The 13,607-nt window shown below is 68.8% G+C and carries 14 protein-coding genes; 7 read left to right on the plus strand and 7 right to left on the minus strand.

From position 1 onward, the window contains the following. Positions 1-227 precede the first annotated feature (227 nt). Complete coding sequence (locus tag SGCZBJ_RS00260) at positions 228-2,621, plus strand: TonB-dependent receptor (RefSeq protein WP_101716036.1); 2,394 nt, start codon at positions 228-230, stop codon at positions 2,619-2,621. A gap of 63 nt (positions 2,622-2,684) precedes the next feature. Here SGCZBJ_RS00260 and SGCZBJ_RS00265 read toward each other — a convergent pair whose 3' ends face one another. Beyond that, the gene (locus tag SGCZBJ_RS00265) at positions 2,685-3,434 is read right to left on the minus strand and encodes an SDR family oxidoreductase (protein ID WP_101716037.1); all 750 of its coding nucleotides are present in this window, start codon (positions 3,432-3,434) and stop codon (positions 2,685-2,687) included. A gap of 71 nt (positions 3,435-3,505) precedes the next feature. Continuing rightward, positions 3,506-4,138, minus strand: coding sequence for a helix-turn-helix domain-containing protein (locus SGCZBJ_RS00270; protein WP_101716038.1), 633 nt, complete (start codon positions 4,136-4,138; stop codon positions 3,506-3,508). Between the two features lie 233 nt (positions 4,139-4,371). Here SGCZBJ_RS00270 and SGCZBJ_RS00275 point away from each other — a divergent pair, with 233 nt between their 5' ends. Then, entirely contained in the window at positions 4,372-4,908 is a 537-nt protein-coding gene (locus SGCZBJ_RS00275) for a redoxin family protein (protein WP_101716039.1), read from the plus strand. Positions 4,909-5,016: 108 nt separating this feature from the next. On the opposite strand, the gene ppk2 is transcribed toward SGCZBJ_RS00275, so the two are convergent. Next, positions 5,017-5,793, minus strand: a complete 777-nt coding sequence (gene ppk2, locus SGCZBJ_RS00280) for a polyphosphate kinase 2 (protein WP_101716040.1) — start codon at positions 5,791-5,793, stop codon at positions 5,017-5,019. Between the two features lie 63 nt (positions 5,794-5,856). Between ppk2 and SGCZBJ_RS00285 the strand changes: the two genes are divergently transcribed. Together SGCZBJ_RS00285 and SGCZBJ_RS00290 are read left to right on the plus strand one after the other, a co-directional pair. After that, positions 5,857-6,573: a 16S rRNA (uracil(1498)-N(3))-methyltransferase gene (locus SGCZBJ_RS00285; protein WP_101716041.1), complete on the plus strand. Its 717-nt coding sequence runs from the start codon at positions 5,857-5,859 to the stop codon at positions 6,571-6,573. A gap of 284 nt (positions 6,574-6,857) precedes the next feature. Further along, positions 6,858-8,219 carry a glutamate--cysteine ligase gene (locus tag SGCZBJ_RS00290; RefSeq protein ID WP_101716042.1) on the plus strand — a complete coding sequence of 454 codons (1,362 nt, stop codon included), beginning with the start codon at positions 6,858-6,860 and terminating at the stop codon, positions 8,217-8,219. 109 nt (positions 8,220-8,328) lie between these two features. Here SGCZBJ_RS00290 and SGCZBJ_RS00295 read toward each other — a convergent pair whose 3' ends face one another. Beyond that, entirely contained in the window at positions 8,329-8,961 is a 633-nt protein-coding gene (locus tag SGCZBJ_RS00295) for a lysoplasmalogenase (RefSeq protein ID WP_101716043.1), read from the minus strand. Continuing rightward, positions 8,954-9,376, minus strand: a complete 423-nt coding sequence (locus SGCZBJ_RS00300) for a YkvA family protein (RefSeq protein ID WP_101716044.1) — start codon at positions 9,374-9,376, stop codon at positions 8,954-8,956. The genes SGCZBJ_RS00295 and SGCZBJ_RS00300 overlap by 8 nt, the downstream gene beginning before the upstream one ends. A gap of 57 nt (positions 9,377-9,433) precedes the next feature. On the opposite strand from SGCZBJ_RS00300, the gene SGCZBJ_RS00305 reads away from it, so the two are divergent. From SGCZBJ_RS00305 to SGCZBJ_RS00320, 3 genes are all read left to right on the plus strand, one after another. After that, complete coding sequence (locus SGCZBJ_RS00305) at positions 9,434-10,216, plus strand: SDR family NAD(P)-dependent oxidoreductase (RefSeq protein ID WP_101716045.1); 783 nt, start codon at positions 9,434-9,436, stop codon at positions 10,214-10,216. Between the two features lie 189 nt (positions 10,217-10,405). Beyond that, positions 10,406-12,187, plus strand: a complete 1,782-nt coding sequence (locus SGCZBJ_RS00310) for a vWA domain-containing protein (protein ID WP_240621360.1) — start codon at positions 10,406-10,408, stop codon at positions 12,185-12,187. A 614-nt stretch (positions 12,188-12,801) separates the two neighbouring features. Continuing rightward, a complete protein-coding gene (locus SGCZBJ_RS00320) occupies positions 12,802-12,996 on the plus strand; it encodes a hypothetical protein (protein ID WP_101716046.1) in 195 nt (64 codons plus the stop codon). A 45-nt stretch (positions 12,997-13,041) separates the two neighbouring features. Here SGCZBJ_RS00320 and SGCZBJ_RS00325 read toward each other — a convergent pair whose 3' ends face one another. Both SGCZBJ_RS00325 and SGCZBJ_RS00330 read right to left on the minus strand, forming a co-directional pair. Further along, the gene (locus SGCZBJ_RS00325) at positions 13,042-13,398 is read right to left on the minus strand and encodes a YdbL family probable chaperone protein (protein WP_101716047.1); all 357 of its coding nucleotides are present in this window, start codon (positions 13,396-13,398) and stop codon (positions 13,042-13,044) included. Between the two features lie 15 nt (positions 13,399-13,413). Then, positions 13,414-13,593 (minus strand): YnbE family lipoprotein, encoded by a 180-nt coding sequence (locus tag SGCZBJ_RS00330; protein ID WP_058349385.1) that lies wholly within the window; start codon positions 13,591-13,593, stop codon positions 13,414-13,416. Positions 13,594-13,607 lie beyond the last annotated feature (14 nt).

Below are 13,607 nucleotides of genomic sequence, written 5' to 3' on the forward strand. Positions count from 1 at the left end.
CGAAGGACGAGGACCACGCAAGGCGCGCGCCATGGACGCCGTTCCAAGGGCCGTCCCGGGAGACCGGGGCGGCCCTTCGCCTATCCGCCCCACGACCAGGCCCGCAGACGGCCCCGTAGAAAAACTGGCCGGTCGCGAAGCCATTCTCCATTTCACCGATAGGAATAGGTAGATATCACCGCAGCCCAATCGCCGAATGGCGTTATCTCGAATTGAGGGGGCACTACGTGACGATCGGACTTTCGGCCAAGCGGCTCGGCCGCGCCGCCCTGCTGGGCGCGCTACTTTCCACCACCGCCAGCCTGGCCCTGGCCGCCGAGGCCGATGTCGCGCCCGTGGCCGTGACCCCGGCGGATCCCGCCGCCAACGACGACGCCAGCCTGGTCGGACAGGTCTTCGTCACCGCCCGCCGCCGCGAGGAAAGCGCCCAGGAAGTGCCGATCGCCCTGACGGTGACCTCGGCCGAGACCCTGACCCAGACCGGCGTCAACAGCATCGTGGCCCTGACCCAGCTGGTCCCGACGCTGCAAGTGCTGTCGCCCAACCCGCGCAACACCGCCCTGACCATCCGCGGCCTCGGCGCAAGCTACGGCCTGGCCAACGACGGCCTGGAGCAGGGCGTCGGCATCTATGTGGACCAGGTCTACAACTCGCGCCCGGGCGCGGCGACGCTCGACTTCATCGACATCCAGCAGATCGAGGTGCTGCGCGGGCCGCAGGGCACGCTGTTTGGCAAGAACACCACCGCCGGCGCGCTGAACATCTCCACCCGCGACGCGACCCAGGAGTTCGAGGCCGACCTGGAGGCCAGCTACGGCAGCCTCAACTTCCGCCAGTTCAAGGCCACGGCCGCCGGCCCGATCATCAAGGACAAGCTGGCGGCCCGCCTGTCGTTCGTCGGCACCTGGCGCGACGGCGACCTCTACAATCCCAAGAGCAACACCTACCAGAACGCCCGGGCCAGCACCGGCTATCGCGGCCAGCTGAAGTTCACGCCGAACGAAAAGCTGACGGTCAGGCTCTATGGCGACTACGCCGTCCAGCAGCCCGAATGCTGCACCCAGGTCTATGTCACCGTCGGCACGACCCTGAAGCCCGTCGCCCAGCAGTACGCGGCCCTGGCCGCCGGCAAGAACTACACGGTCGCCAGCAAGAACCCCTACGACCGCATCTCCGACATCGACGACCCGATCCAGGCCGACCAGTGGGTCAACGGCCTGTCGGCCGTCGCCGACTACGACTTCGGCCCGGTCACCCTGACCTCGGTCACCGCCCACCGCGAGTGGGACTGGGAGCCGCGCAACGACCGCGACTACACCGCGCTGGACGTCACGCGCCGCTCCAACAACCCCTCACACCAGAAGCAGTTCAGCCAGGAATTCCGCCTGTCCAACAACGGCGGCCAGGCTTTCGACTGGACGGTCGGCCTCTACTACTTCGACCAGAACGTCACGACCCACGGCGTCACCGAGTACGGCTCGGACGCCTCCTACTGGCTGCTGCCCGCCACCAACACCCCGGCCTCGCTGCTCGACGGCTACACGGTGTTCAACGACAGCACGATCGACACCACCAGCTACGCCGCCTTCGGCCAGCTGACCTGGAAGGTCAATGATCGCCTGAGCGTCACGCCCGGCCTGCGCTTCACCCAGGAGAAGAAGGACGGGACCTACATCCAGACCACCACCGGCGGCTCGGTGACCACCGACACCACCCTGATCAACCGTCGCCTGGGGATCGCCCGGCCGCAGAACTTCACCGCCAAGACCGACGACGGCGCCTGGTCGGGCCAGATCGCCGTGGTCTATGCGCTGACCAAGGACATCAACGCCTACGCCACGGTGTCCAGCGGCAACAAGTCGGGCGGCATCAACATGACGGCCCTGCCGCTGACCAGCGCCGGCACACCGTCGCTGGCCGCCGCGGTGATCCGTCCCGAGAAGGTCACCACGGTCGACGTCGGCCTCAAGACCCAGTGGTTCGACCGCCTGGTCACCGCCAACGTCGCCGCCTTCGCCACCGACGTGAAGGACTTCCAGGCCAACGTCGTCGACAGCGGCCCCGGCGCCCTGCGCGGCTACCTCGCCAACGTGGAGAAGGTGGAAGTGCGCGGCGTCGAACTGGACGCCTCGACCCGCTCGATCGGCGGCTTCAAGTTCTACGGCAACCTGGCCTACACAGACGGCAAGTACGCCAGCTTTAAGAACGGCCCCTGCCCGCTGGAGAAGATCGGCACGTCCACCGCCGCCTGCGACCTGTCGGGCAAGGAACTGCCGGGCCTGTCGAAATGGGCCGGTTCGGCCGGCGCCGAGTACCGCACCAAGACGAGCCTGGGGCGCCTGACCGGCGAGGCCTACGCCGGCGTCGACGCCAGCTTCCGCTCGGCCTACTACGCCGACAGCTCGGACTCGCAGTACACGCGCATCAAGGCCTACGAGATCGTCAACCTGCGCGCCGGCTTCCAGTCGGAAGCGGGCTGGGAGGCCTTCGTGTCGGTGCGCAACGCCTTCGACGCCGAATACCTGCAGAACATCACCGTGGTCTCGGGCAATTCCGGGCTCGTCGTCGGCACCCCGGGCGACGCCCGCGCGTTCGCCTTCACCCTGCGCGCCAGCTACTAGGCGCCAGGCTCGAAGCGAAGATCGGGGGCGGCCTCTCGCGGGGCCGCCCCTTTTCTTTGGCCCCTACTTCACCGCCGCGTTGCCGCCGTCGGCATAGAGGGCCGAGCCGGCGACGAAGCTGGCCATGGGGCTGGCCAGGAACAGGGCCGCGCCGGCGATCTCGTCAGGATCGGCGATGCGTTTCAGGGCATGCAGGCCCGCGGCCCATTCCTTCTGCGCGGCGTCGCCGCCCATCGGCGTGTCGGTCCCGCCGGGCAAGAGGGCGTTGGCGCGGATCCCGCGCGCGGCGTAGTCGGCGGTCAGCCCCTTCACCAGGCCCATCAGTCCGGCCTTCGACGCGCCGTAGGCGGCCATGCCGGGTATGCCGACGCTGGTCCCCACGAAGGTCGAGACGAAAACCAAGCTGCCGCCGCCGCGCGCCAGCATGGCCGGAACCTGCGAGCGCGCCCCCAGAAAGGCCGAGGTCAGGTTGGCGGCCAGCACGGCGTTCCAGTCGTCCAGCGCGATGTCGGCGAGCGGCGCATAGGGGCCGACGGCGCCGGCGTTGTTGATGGCGATGTCCAGCCCGCCGAACCGCTCGACGGCGGCGGCGACCAGAGCCTCGTGGGTGGCGGGGTCGACGACGTCGCCCGTGACCGCATGCACCTGTCCGCCCTGGCTGCGGATCTCCTCGGCGACGATCTCCAGAGCGTGACCGCCCCGGGCGTTGATCACCACCGCCGCCCCCTCGGCGGCCAGCCGCAGGGCGGTGGCCCGACCGATCCCCGACGACGCGCCGGTGACGATCGCGACCTTGTTGTTCAGCATCGACATGCTTGCCTCCTGATCTGGAGGCCAGGGTCCGGCAAACGGCGTGGAACGGCCACCCGGATCCTGCTGCGGCCTCAGGCGTAGGCCGGATCGGCGGCGTTGATGTCGGCGGGCGCCGCGCCGCGCAGGTTCTGGCGGCGCCAGGCGTTGGGGCTGATGTCGAAGGCGCGGCGGAAGCGGTTCGACAGATGGGCCTGGTCGGAGAAGCCGCAAGCAATGGCGATGCGGCCCAGCGGCTCGGCCGAGTCCAGCATCATGGCGCGGGCCTGCTCCAGGCGCAGATTGAGGATGTGGTCGCGCGGGGCCATGCCGTAGCTGGCGGCGAAGGCGCGCGAGAAATGGCTGACGCTGAGCTTGGCGATGGCGGCCAGATCCGTCACCCGCACCGAGCCGTCGAGATTGGCGGCCAGATGGGCGTCGATGCGGCGCATCTGCCAGGGGGCCAGGCCCCCGCGGTCCAGTTCGCCCGGCGCGGCGGCTTCCAGGAGGCGCAGGCCCTCGCGCTGGACCAGGGCCATGGCTTCCTGGATGCGGCGCTCGGCTTCCGAGCGGTCCTCGCGGGCGGTGCGCTGGGCGTCGCGCAGCAGGTCGGCGATGCGCTTGGGCAGGGCGCTGGCCTGGATGTCTTCGTGCTCGCGGGGGGCGAAGCTGCGCGAGGCTTCACCGATCTGGGCGGCGCGGGCGGTCATCGTCTGGGTGGCGAACATGGTCTCAAATCTCCCCTGGCGGGCCCGGCGGCCGCGGCGTCGAAGGAGAGAATGGCGGGGTCCGAACAATCGCGAAATGGAAATGATGGAAAGTTATCTTTTCCGATTTTTACGCAATAATCGTGAGGTCTTGGACATTCCGGTCGTCGATTTCACAGCCGGCTTGTCCCAGTTCCGGCCTGGGTCGGCGCAGGGGGGCGCCCATCTATCGGCGGCAAGCCACGAGGTTCCCCATGACCGCTCCGCCCCTGACCACCAGCCGCTGGTTCAACACCAAGACGCCGCTCGACCTGCCCGCCCTGGCCGGCCGGGTGGTGGCGGTCTACGCCTTCCAGATGCTGTGCCCCGGCTGCGTGGCCAACGCCCTGCCCCAGGCCCAGCGCCTGCGCGAGGCCTTCGCCGAGACCGACCTGGCGGTGATCGGCCTGCACACGGTGTTCGAGCATCACGAGGCCAACACGCCTGCGGCCCTGGAGGCCTTCCTGCACGAGTACCGCATCAGGTTCCCGGTCGGGATCGACGCCCCCGACCCGAACGGCGGTCCTATCCCCCAGACCATGGCCGCCTACGCCCTGCAGGGCACGCCCAGCCTGCTGCTGTTCGACCGCCAGGGCCGCCTCGTGCACAAGCTGTTCGGCCACCCGCCCGACCTGACCCTGGGCGCGGCCGTCCAGGCCCTGGTGCAGTCGGGAGCGGTCGCCGCGCCCGCTGCATCGGCCGAAGCAGAAGATGGCTGCGCGGACGGCGTCTGCGCCGCACCGGTCGGCTAGCCCCCCAGCGGAAACCTCGTCCTTCGACAGGCTCAGGATGAGGTTTCCTATCCCGAACGCATCAATGATCCTCACCCTGAGCCTGTCGAAGGGCGAGGATCACGCCCCCTACCGCGCCAGCCGCCCGTCGCTCAGCGCCGCCGGCTCGAAGCGGAAGATGACCTCGGGATCCGGCTCGGGCACGCCCTTGAGGATCTTCTTGCCCGCCGCGCCCGACGGCGCGGCCGCGTGCAGCAGCCAGCGGATGATGTTCAGCCGGGCGGCCTTCTTGTGGTCGGCGCGCACGCACACCCAAGGCGCGGCCTCGGTGTGGGTGCGGGTCAGCATGTCGTCGCGGGCGGCGGTGTAGTCGTCCCACTTCTCCTGGGCGACGGCGTCCAGCGAACTGGTCTTGAAGGCCTTCAGCGGATCGTCGCGCCGGGCCTTCAGCCTTTCGGCCTGGGTGTCCTTGCCGATGTCGAGCCAGAACTTCGACAGCCGCATGCCGTTCTCGACCAGCATCCGCTCGAAGCCGGGCACGTCGCGCAGGAACTGCTCCTGCTGCTGCGGGGTGGAAAAGCCCATCACCCGCTCGACCCCGGCCCGGTTGTACCAGGAGCGGTTGAAGATCACCGCCTCGCCACAGGCCGGCAGCCATTCCACATAGCGCTGGAAGTACCACTCGCTGGCCTCGCGATCGCTGGGCTTGGGCAGGGCCGCCACGATGGTCTGCCGCCGGTGCAGGTGCTCGGTGATGCGGGCGATGGCGCCGTCCTTGCCGGCCGCGTCGCGCCCCTCGAAGATCGCCAGCAGCTTCCACTGCTTGTCGATGGCGTGCTTCTGCAAGGCGATCAGCGCGATCTGGAGGTCGCGCAGTTCCTCGTCGTAGTCGCGGGTCTTGCTCATGCCCACTCCTTGCTGCTGGCGGGAGCCTACCCCCGAAACGGAAACCTGGGCTAGAAGGAGCGCATGATCCGCCTCTTCGTGCCCCAGCCGCTGTCCAAGGACGCCGGAATCGCTCCGACCCAGGAGCAGTCGCGCTATCTCGTCCAGGTCATGCGCCTTGCCGTCGGCGCCGAGATCCTGGTGTTCAACGGGACCGACGGCGAATGGCGCGCCAGCCTGGTCGACGCCGGCAAGCGCGGCTGTCTCCTGAAGGCCGAAGAGCAGACCCGCGAGCAGACCACGCCGCCCGACCTCGACCTCGTCGTCGCCATGGTCAAGCGCGGCCGGGTCGAGACCATCGTCGAAAAGGCCGCCGAACTGGGCGCCCGCCGAGTGCGCCTGACGGTCACCCGCCGCACCAATGTCGACTACATGAAGCTGGCCCGGCTGGACGCCATCGCCATGGAGGCCGCCGAGCAGACCGGCCGCCTCGACGTGCCCGCGATCCTCGATCCCGAGAAGCTCGACAAGATCCTCGACGGCTGGGACGAAAGCCGGCGGCTGGTGTTCTGCGACGAGGGCGGCGACGCCAAGCCCGCCATCGAGGCCCTGGCCGGCACGGGCGATCCCGCCGCCATCCTGATCGGCCCCGAAGGCGGCTTCGCCCCCGAGGAACGCGAGCGCCTGCGCGCCCTGCCCTTCGTGACCCCGGTGTCGCTGGGCCCGCGCATCCTGCGGGCCGACACCGCCGCGATCAGCGCCATGACCCTGTGGCAGGCCGCGGCGGGGGACTGGCGCTAGAAGATCCTCCCCCTCTGGGGGAGGTGGCCCGCAGGGCCGGAGGGGGCCCTTTTCAGCTTCCGCGGATCTTAGCCGATCCCGCAGCTGCTCCCCCTCCCCGTCCGCTTCGCGGACACCTCTCCTAGAGGGAGAGGATCGCCTGAGACCGAACGGTAACGCTAATTGTAGCGGACCCTCTTGAGGTCGGCTAAGACAGCGCCCAACTGCGCTCCACGCGTTTCGTGGCGGTCGGGGGGAATTGGGCCCCTCCCCTCCTGTAGCATCTGTTTTTAGGGGAGACGGCGATGGCCGACACCGCCAGCCTGGATCAGCGCCCGCTGACCCTCGAAGACCTGACCGCCTACTTCGCCAAGGGCAGCAAGCCCAAGTCGGCCTTCCGCGTCGGCGCCGAGCACGAGAAGTTCGGCTTCTATCTCGGCTCCCACGCGCCGGTGCCCTACTACGGCGACAAGGGCGTGCACGCCCTGCTGGTCGGCCTGCAGCGCTTCGGCTGGAAGCCGGTGATGGAGGGCGATGTGATCATCGGCCTCGAGCGCAACGGCGCCAATGTCAGCCTCGAGCCCGGCGGCCAGTTCGAGCTCTCGGGCGCCCCGCTGCTGACCATGCACGACATCTGCGAGGAGACCGGCGGCCACCTTGACGAGGTCAAGACCGTGGCCGACGAGCTGGGCCTGGGCTTCCTCGGCGTCGGCTTCTCGCCGCAGTGGAAGCGCGAGGAGGTGCCGGTCATGCCCAAGGGCCGGTACGTGATCATGCGCAACTACATGCCCAAGGTCGGCAACCTCGGCCTCGACATGATGCTGCGCACCTGCACGGTGCAGGCCAATCTCGACTTCGAGAGCGAAGCCGACATGGTCGCCAAGTTCCGCATGAGCCTGGCCCTGCAACCGATCGCCACGGCGCTGTTCGCCAATTCTCCGTTCACGGAAGGCAAGCCCAACGGCTTCCTCTCGTCGCGCGCCAACGTCTGGACCGACACCGACCCCAACCGCACGGGCCTGCTGTCGTTCGTGTTCGAGGACGGCTTCGGCTTCGAGCGCTACGCCCAGTACATGCTCGACGTGCCGATGTATTTCGCCAAGCGCGGCGACCGCTATATCGACCTGGCCGGCCGGTCTTTCCGTGACTTCATCGACGGCAAGATCGAGGAAGTCGGCGGCGAGCGCGCCACGATCAAGGACTGGGCCGACCACGCCACCACGGCGTTCCCGGAAGTTCGTCTCAAGACCTACCTGGAAATGCGCGGCGCCGACGCGGGCCCGTGGAGCCGCCTGTGCGCCCTGCCCGCGCTGTGGACCGGCGTGTTCTACGACGACGCGGCCCTGGCCGCGGCCTGGGACCTGGCCAAGGACTGGACCGTGGAAGACCGCGAAGGCCTGCGCCGCGACGTGCCGACCCTGGGCCTGAAGGCCAAGGTCGCCGGCCGCACCGTGCAGGACGTGGCCAAGGACTTCGTCGCCATCGCCAAGCAGGGCCTGAAGGCCCGCGGCCAGCTGAACGGCGGCTTCCTCGACGAGTCGATCTATCTGGGCGAACTGGAAGAGATCGCCGACAGCGGGATCACCCCCGCCGAACGCCTGCTGGAAAAGTTCCACGGCCCGTGGGGCGGCGACATAGGCAAGCTGTTCGACGAAGGGGCTTACTGAGCGGGGGAAGACCCCCTCAGTCGCTCCGCGACAGCTCCCCCAGAGGGGGAGCACCTGCCTTGCTAAATCCTCCCCCTCTGGGGGAGGTGGCCCGGAGGGCCGGAGGGGGTCAGCGCAGCATCCCCACGACGATCCCCGCCTGGCCGCCGATATAGAGGAACCACACGGCCCACGCCGTGAGCCTCGCCGAGCCCAGCAGCTTGGCGCCCTTGAACAGGTCGAAGGCCAGGATCGCGTCAGAAGCCATGAACGCCACGGCCCCGACCGTGGCCGGCCAGCGCACGGTCGGCAGGGCGGCCGCCGAGACCACCATGGCCAGGATCGCCGCCACATAGGCCAGCACCGCCGGCCGCAGCGGCCCGAGCGACCCCCACAGCCGCCGCAGCATCACCGCGCCCACCAGGGCCGCCACCGGGGCCAGCACCAAGAAGGTCTGGCTGGGCGCCGTGCGCTCGCGCCAGAAGACGATCACATAGACGACGTGCCCGACCAGGAACGCCGCCAGGCCGAACGGCAGCCAGCGCTTGGGATCCCCGGCCAGGAAGGTGTCGCCCAGCGCGCACAGGGTCAGGGCCACGGCCAGCAGCACCGTGCCGCCCTCCAGATAGGCCAGCACCGCCAGGGCGCCGGTGGACGCCGTCTTGACCACCGTACGCAGGAAGGACGGCGGCCGTTCGACCAGCACCAGGCCATAGGCCAGGGCGCACACGCCGCAGATCGTCCACAAGACGGTGTCAGTCATCCTTGGAGAGCTTGCTCAGGAAGGCCTGGGCGGCGTCCTTGTGGCGGGCCTTCAGGTTCTTGCCGACGATTGCCAGCAGGGCGGCGATCACCGCGGCGTCGTCGGTGAAGCCGATGGCCGGCAGCACGTCGGGAATGGCGTCGGTGGGCAGCACGAAATAGGCCAGCGCCGCGAACATCATGCCCTTGGCGGCGGTCGGCGTTTCCGGATCCTTGGCGCACCACCACAGCGACAGGGCGTCGGCGGCGAACGGGATCTTCGAGGCCACCCTGCGCATCTTCGGCCAGAAGCCGCGGCTCACCCGCTGCTCGTTGACCCGCACCGTGGCCGGCACGAGCGCCTTCTTCGGATCCAGCACGTCGTCAGGCGCAACACCGCCGTTGACGTCGGGGGATGGTTTGGCGTCGGCGCTCATCGGGTTAAACCGCTCCTCAACAGAGACCAATTAAACGCAACCCCAGGGGAAACGTCCATGAAACTCGACAACACTGTCGCCGCCGTCGTCACCGGCGGGGCCTCGGGCCTCGGCGAGGCCACCGCCCGCGCCCTGGCCGCCCAGGGCGTCAAGGTCGCCATCTTCGACATGAACGAGGCGCGCGGCGAGGAAGTCGCCAAGGAGATCGGTGGCGTCTACTGCAAGGTCAACGTCACCAGCGACGCCGACGTGGACGCCGGCTTCGAAAAGGCCCGCGCCGCCCACGGCCAGGAGCGGATCCTGGTCAACTGCGCCGGGGTGGGCAACGCCGCCAAGACCGCCAGCCGCGACAAGGCCACCGGCGAGACCAAGCACTTCCCGCTCGATATCTTCGACCGGGTGATCCAGATCAACCTCGTGGGCACCTTCCGCTGCATCGCCAAGTCGGCCAAGGGCATGCTCGACCTGGAACCGCTGCAGGACGGCGAGCGCGGCGCCATCGTCAACACCGCCAGCGTGGCGGGCGAGGACGGCCAGATCGGCCAGGCCGCCTATTCGGCCTCCAAGGGCGGCGTCATCGGCATGACCCTGCCGATCGCCCGCGACCTGATGAACGACGGCATCCGCGTCAACACCATCCTGCCGGGCATCTTCAACACCCCGCTGATGAACGCCGCGCCCGACAACGTGAAAGACGCCCTGGCCGCCTCGGTGCCCTTCCCCAAGCGCCTGGGCAATCCGGCCGAGTACGCCCAGTTGGCCCTCACCATGATCACCTGCGGCTACTTCAACGGCGAGGACGTCCGCCTGGACGGCGGCATCCGCATGGCGCCGCGCTAAGATGATCCTCCCCCTGAAGGGGGAGGTGGCCCGGAGGGCCGGAGGGGGAAGTCGCGGCTGAACGTCAGCATGCAGTTCCCCCTCAGTCGCTTCGCGACAGCTCCCCCTTCAGGGGAGCATCCTGCCTCAAAGCCACTAGCGCTTTTCTTTTACGCATGTAATCTTTTCGTGAAACGAGGAGGAGACACCGTGTTCAAGACTGCGCGCCTCGCCGGCGTCAGCCTGCTGTCCGCCCTGATCGCCCTGCCGGCCGGCGCGGTGACGCCGCCGCGGCCCATGCAGGACGGCGCGCCCACGGTCGACGCCTGCGCCGCCCTCGGCTTCACCGGCCGGGCCGACGTGGACGAAAGCGTGGTCGTCTCAGGCAAACGGACCAAGCGCACGACCGTCCACGCGCCACCTCCGCCTCCTCCGCCGCCTCCTCCTCCGCCCGTGGCCTACGCCCCCTTGGCGATCCCGCCGGTCAAGGAACGCAGCGACGTCGGCGCGCTCGGCTACGCCCCCGCGCGTCCCGCCGTCATCCAGTCGGTCCCGATCCAGGCTCCGCGCGACACCGAACGCTATCCCGGCGCCGCCTCCAACCCGATCAAGCGGACGGCCGACGAGCCGGTCTCGACCTTCTCGATCGACGTCGACACCGCCGCCTACGCCAATGTCCGCCGCTTCCTCGACGACGGCCGCCCCGTGCCGCGCGACGCCGTGCGGGTCGAGGAGCTGGTCAACTACTTCGACTACGGCTATCCGCGCCCGGCCTCGGCCGACACCCCGTTCCGGGCGACCGTCGCAGTCGCGCCCTCGCCGTGGTCAGCGCAGCGCAAGCTCGTCCACATCGGCCTGCAAGGCTATGAGCGGCCCCGCGCCAACCAGCCGCCGCTGAACCTCGTCTTCCTGGTCGACACCTCCGGCTCCATGCGCGGGCCCGACCGCCTGCCGCTGGCCAAGAAGGCGCTGAACGTGCTGATCGACCAGCTGCGGCCGCAGGACCGGGTGGCCGTCGTCGCCTATGCCGGCTCGGCCGGGGCCGTGCTGGCGCCCACCGACGGCCGCTCCAAGCTGAAGATGCGCTGCGCGCTGGAGGCCCTGCAGTCGGGCGGCTCGACCGCCGGCGGCCAGGGGCTGGAGCTGGCCTACGCCCTGGCCCGCCAGAACTTCGACAAGGGCGCGGTCAATCGCGTGATCCTGCTGACCGACGGCGACTTCAATGTCGGGATCGCCGATCCCTCGCGGCTCAAGGACGTGGTCGCCGACCAGCGCAAGAGCGGCGTCTACCTGTCAGTCTACGGTTTTGGGCGCGGCAACTACAACGACGTGATGATGCAGACCCTGGCCCAGAACGGCAACGGCGTGGCCGCCTATGTCGACAGCCTGCGCGAGGCCCGAAAGCTGCTGCGCGACGACTTCGCCAGCAACCTCTTCCCCATCGCCGACGACGTGAAGATCCAGGTCGAGTTCAATCCGCGCGAGGTCTCCGAGTACCGGCTGATCGGCTACGAGACCCGCCTACTGAACCGCGAGGACTTCAACAACGACCAGGTCGACGCTGGCGAGGTCGGCTCGGGCGCCTCGGTCACCGCGCTCTACGAGATCACGCCGGCCGGCGCGGCGCCCTCGTCGGACCCGCTGCGCTACGGCGAGGCCAAGCCCGCCCCGGCCGGCGGCAAGGCGGGCGAGCTGGCCTATCTGAAGGTGCGCTACAAGCCGCCGGGCGGCAGCGTCTCGAAACTGATCGAGCGCCCTATCGGCAAGGCCGACACCTACGCCAGCCTGGCGGCCGCGCCGGAGGCCACCCGCTTCGCCGTGGCGGTGGCCGCCTACGGCCAGAAGCTGCGCGGCGATCCCTGGCTGGCGCCTGCGTTCGACTGGCCCGCCGTCACCGCCCTGGCCCAGGGCGCGCGCGGCGACGACCCCTACGGCCTGCGGGCCGAGTTCGTGCAGCTGACGCGGGCGGCTGCCGGGGTGAAGGGAGACTAGAACCCTCTCCCCCTGCGGGAGAGGGTGGCCCCACGTAGTGGGGTCGGGTGAGGGGTCGCACCAACAGAAACGCCGCGACGGCTGCTCGGCCGTCGCAGCGTTTGACGTCTGAGACACCCCTCATCCGTCGGCTTCGCCGACACCTTCTCCCGCAAGGGGAGAAGGATCCGGATCAAAGATCCTCCCCCTGAAGGGGGAGGTGGCCCGTAGGGCCGGAGGGGGGGCGGTTGCTGATGCGCCGCTGGAACTTCCCCCTCAGTCGCTTCGCGACAGCTCGCTCTTCAGGGGAAGCATCTTCGACGACCCTACTTCTTCACCCAGCCGCCGCCGAGCGGCTTCCAGTATTGGCCGGCGGCCAGGCAACCTGACCTGTGCGACAACTTGTCACAGTAAAGAATTGGTAAACCGCCGTTCCGGCGCTAACGAATCTTCTCATTGTTAGGATGGTGCTCTGCTGTAGAGCGCTGATGCGAAAGGCCTCGGTTGCCCCCGAGGCCCTCCATCTTGGAAACGCCTGTCAGCGTTTGCCGTAACAATTTCATAGGTGGCCAATTTGCCGCCTAGGTCAACTGCTGGCGGGCCCGTTTTGCGCGTTGAAAGGACGCATCAAAACGATGGCTTATCGCAAAGAAATCACGCCCAATATGGTGGGAGTGATAAAATATGCTCGTGCGCTTGGGTATAAATACCAGCAAATCGCGGCGTACTACGTCATCAACCAAGGCGGCATTGCCGACGTGATGAAGGGGCGTATCGGTCCGGAAATTCCGCCCGCCTCCATTCTTCCGACTGACTTTCCGGCTCTCTAGAAAAGGGCGCGAGCGGCAACGCTCGCGCCCAACCAGCATTCTTACCTACTTCTTCACCCAGCCGCCGCCGAGCGGCTTCCAGTATTGGCCGGCGGCCAGGCGGGCGTAGAGCTGCTTGGCGGTGGCCTGGCCGGCGGCGTCGGCGGTGACGCCGGTCTTGGCGGCGGTGTCCTTGTAGACGGCCGCGCGGCCGGTGTTGATCTCGGCCACGGCGGCGCGCAGGTCGGCGTCGCCGCCCGACACGATGCCGAGGAAGCCGTCGGCCTGCTCGCCGACCGTGCCGGCGGACTTGGCCGAGTCAACGGCGGCCTTGGCCGCGGCCGACTGGGCCATAACGGGGGCGGCGGCGACCGCGCCCAGGGCGGCGGCGATGGCCAAAACCGTCATCGTCTTGCGGATCATGGCGGTTCCTCCTTGTTAGAACAGGTTCGGGTTCTGCTGGATCAGCGTCTGGACTTCCTTGTCCAGCCGCACCCGCACGTCGGCGTCCAGCTTTGCGTAGATGTTGATCGGGTCGACCTTGACGCGGACGGTCGGGGTGCAGGCCGCAAGGCCTCCCGCCGCCAGCAGGGTCGCGATCAGGACGCGCTTGTGCATGGCTTTGTCTCCAT

Source organism: Caulobacter zeae, assembly GCF_002858925.1.
GTDB lineage: Bacteria > Pseudomonadota > Alphaproteobacteria > Caulobacterales > Caulobacteraceae > Caulobacter > Caulobacter zeae.

What these genes read in the sequence shown, in the direction of transcription:
- SGCZBJ_RS00320 (WP_101716046.1), top strand. Translation starts at nt 12,802, where the DNA reads ATGGCTTATCGCAAAGAAATCACGCCCAATATGGTGGGAGTGATAAAA.
- SGCZBJ_RS00295 (WP_101716043.1), bottom strand. Translation starts at nt 8,961, where the DNA reads ATGACTGACACCGTCTTGTGGACGATCTGCGGCGTGTGCGCCCTGGCC.
- SGCZBJ_RS00290 (WP_101716042.1), top strand. Translation starts at nt 6,858, where the DNA reads ATGGCCGACACCGCCAGCCTGGATCAGCGCCCGCTGACCCTCGAAGAC.
- SGCZBJ_RS00305 (WP_101716045.1), top strand. Translation starts at nt 9,434, where the DNA reads ATGAAACTCGACAACACTGTCGCCGCCGTCGTCACCGGCGGGGCCTCG.
- SGCZBJ_RS00325 (WP_101716047.1), bottom strand. Translation starts at nt 13,398, where the DNA reads ATGATCCGCAAGACGATGACGGTTTTGGCCATCGCCGCCGCCCTGGGC.
- SGCZBJ_RS00285 (WP_101716041.1), top strand. Translation starts at nt 5,857, where the DNA reads ATGATCCGCCTCTTCGTGCCCCAGCCGCTGTCCAAGGACGCCGGAATC.
- SGCZBJ_RS00270 (WP_101716038.1), bottom strand. Translation starts at nt 4,138, where the DNA reads ATGTTCGCCACCCAGACGATGACCGCCCGCGCCGCCCAGATCGGTGAA.
- ppk2 (WP_101716040.1), bottom strand. Translation starts at nt 5,793, where the DNA reads ATGAGCAAGACCCGCGACTACGACGAGGAACTGCGCGACCTCCAGATC.
- SGCZBJ_RS00265 (WP_101716037.1), bottom strand. Translation starts at nt 3,434, where the DNA reads ATGTCGATGCTGAACAACAAGGTCGCGATCGTCACCGGCGCGTCGTCG.
- SGCZBJ_RS00300 (WP_101716044.1), bottom strand. Translation starts at nt 9,376, where the DNA reads ATGAGCGCCGACGCCAAACCATCCCCCGACGTCAACGGCGGTGTTGCG.
- SGCZBJ_RS00275 (WP_101716039.1), top strand. Translation starts at nt 4,372, where the DNA reads ATGACCGCTCCGCCCCTGACCACCAGCCGCTGGTTCAACACCAAGACG.
- SGCZBJ_RS00330 (WP_058349385.1), bottom strand. Translation starts at nt 13,593, where the DNA reads ATGCACAAGCGCGTCCTGATCGCGACCCTGCTGGCGGCGGGAGGCCTT.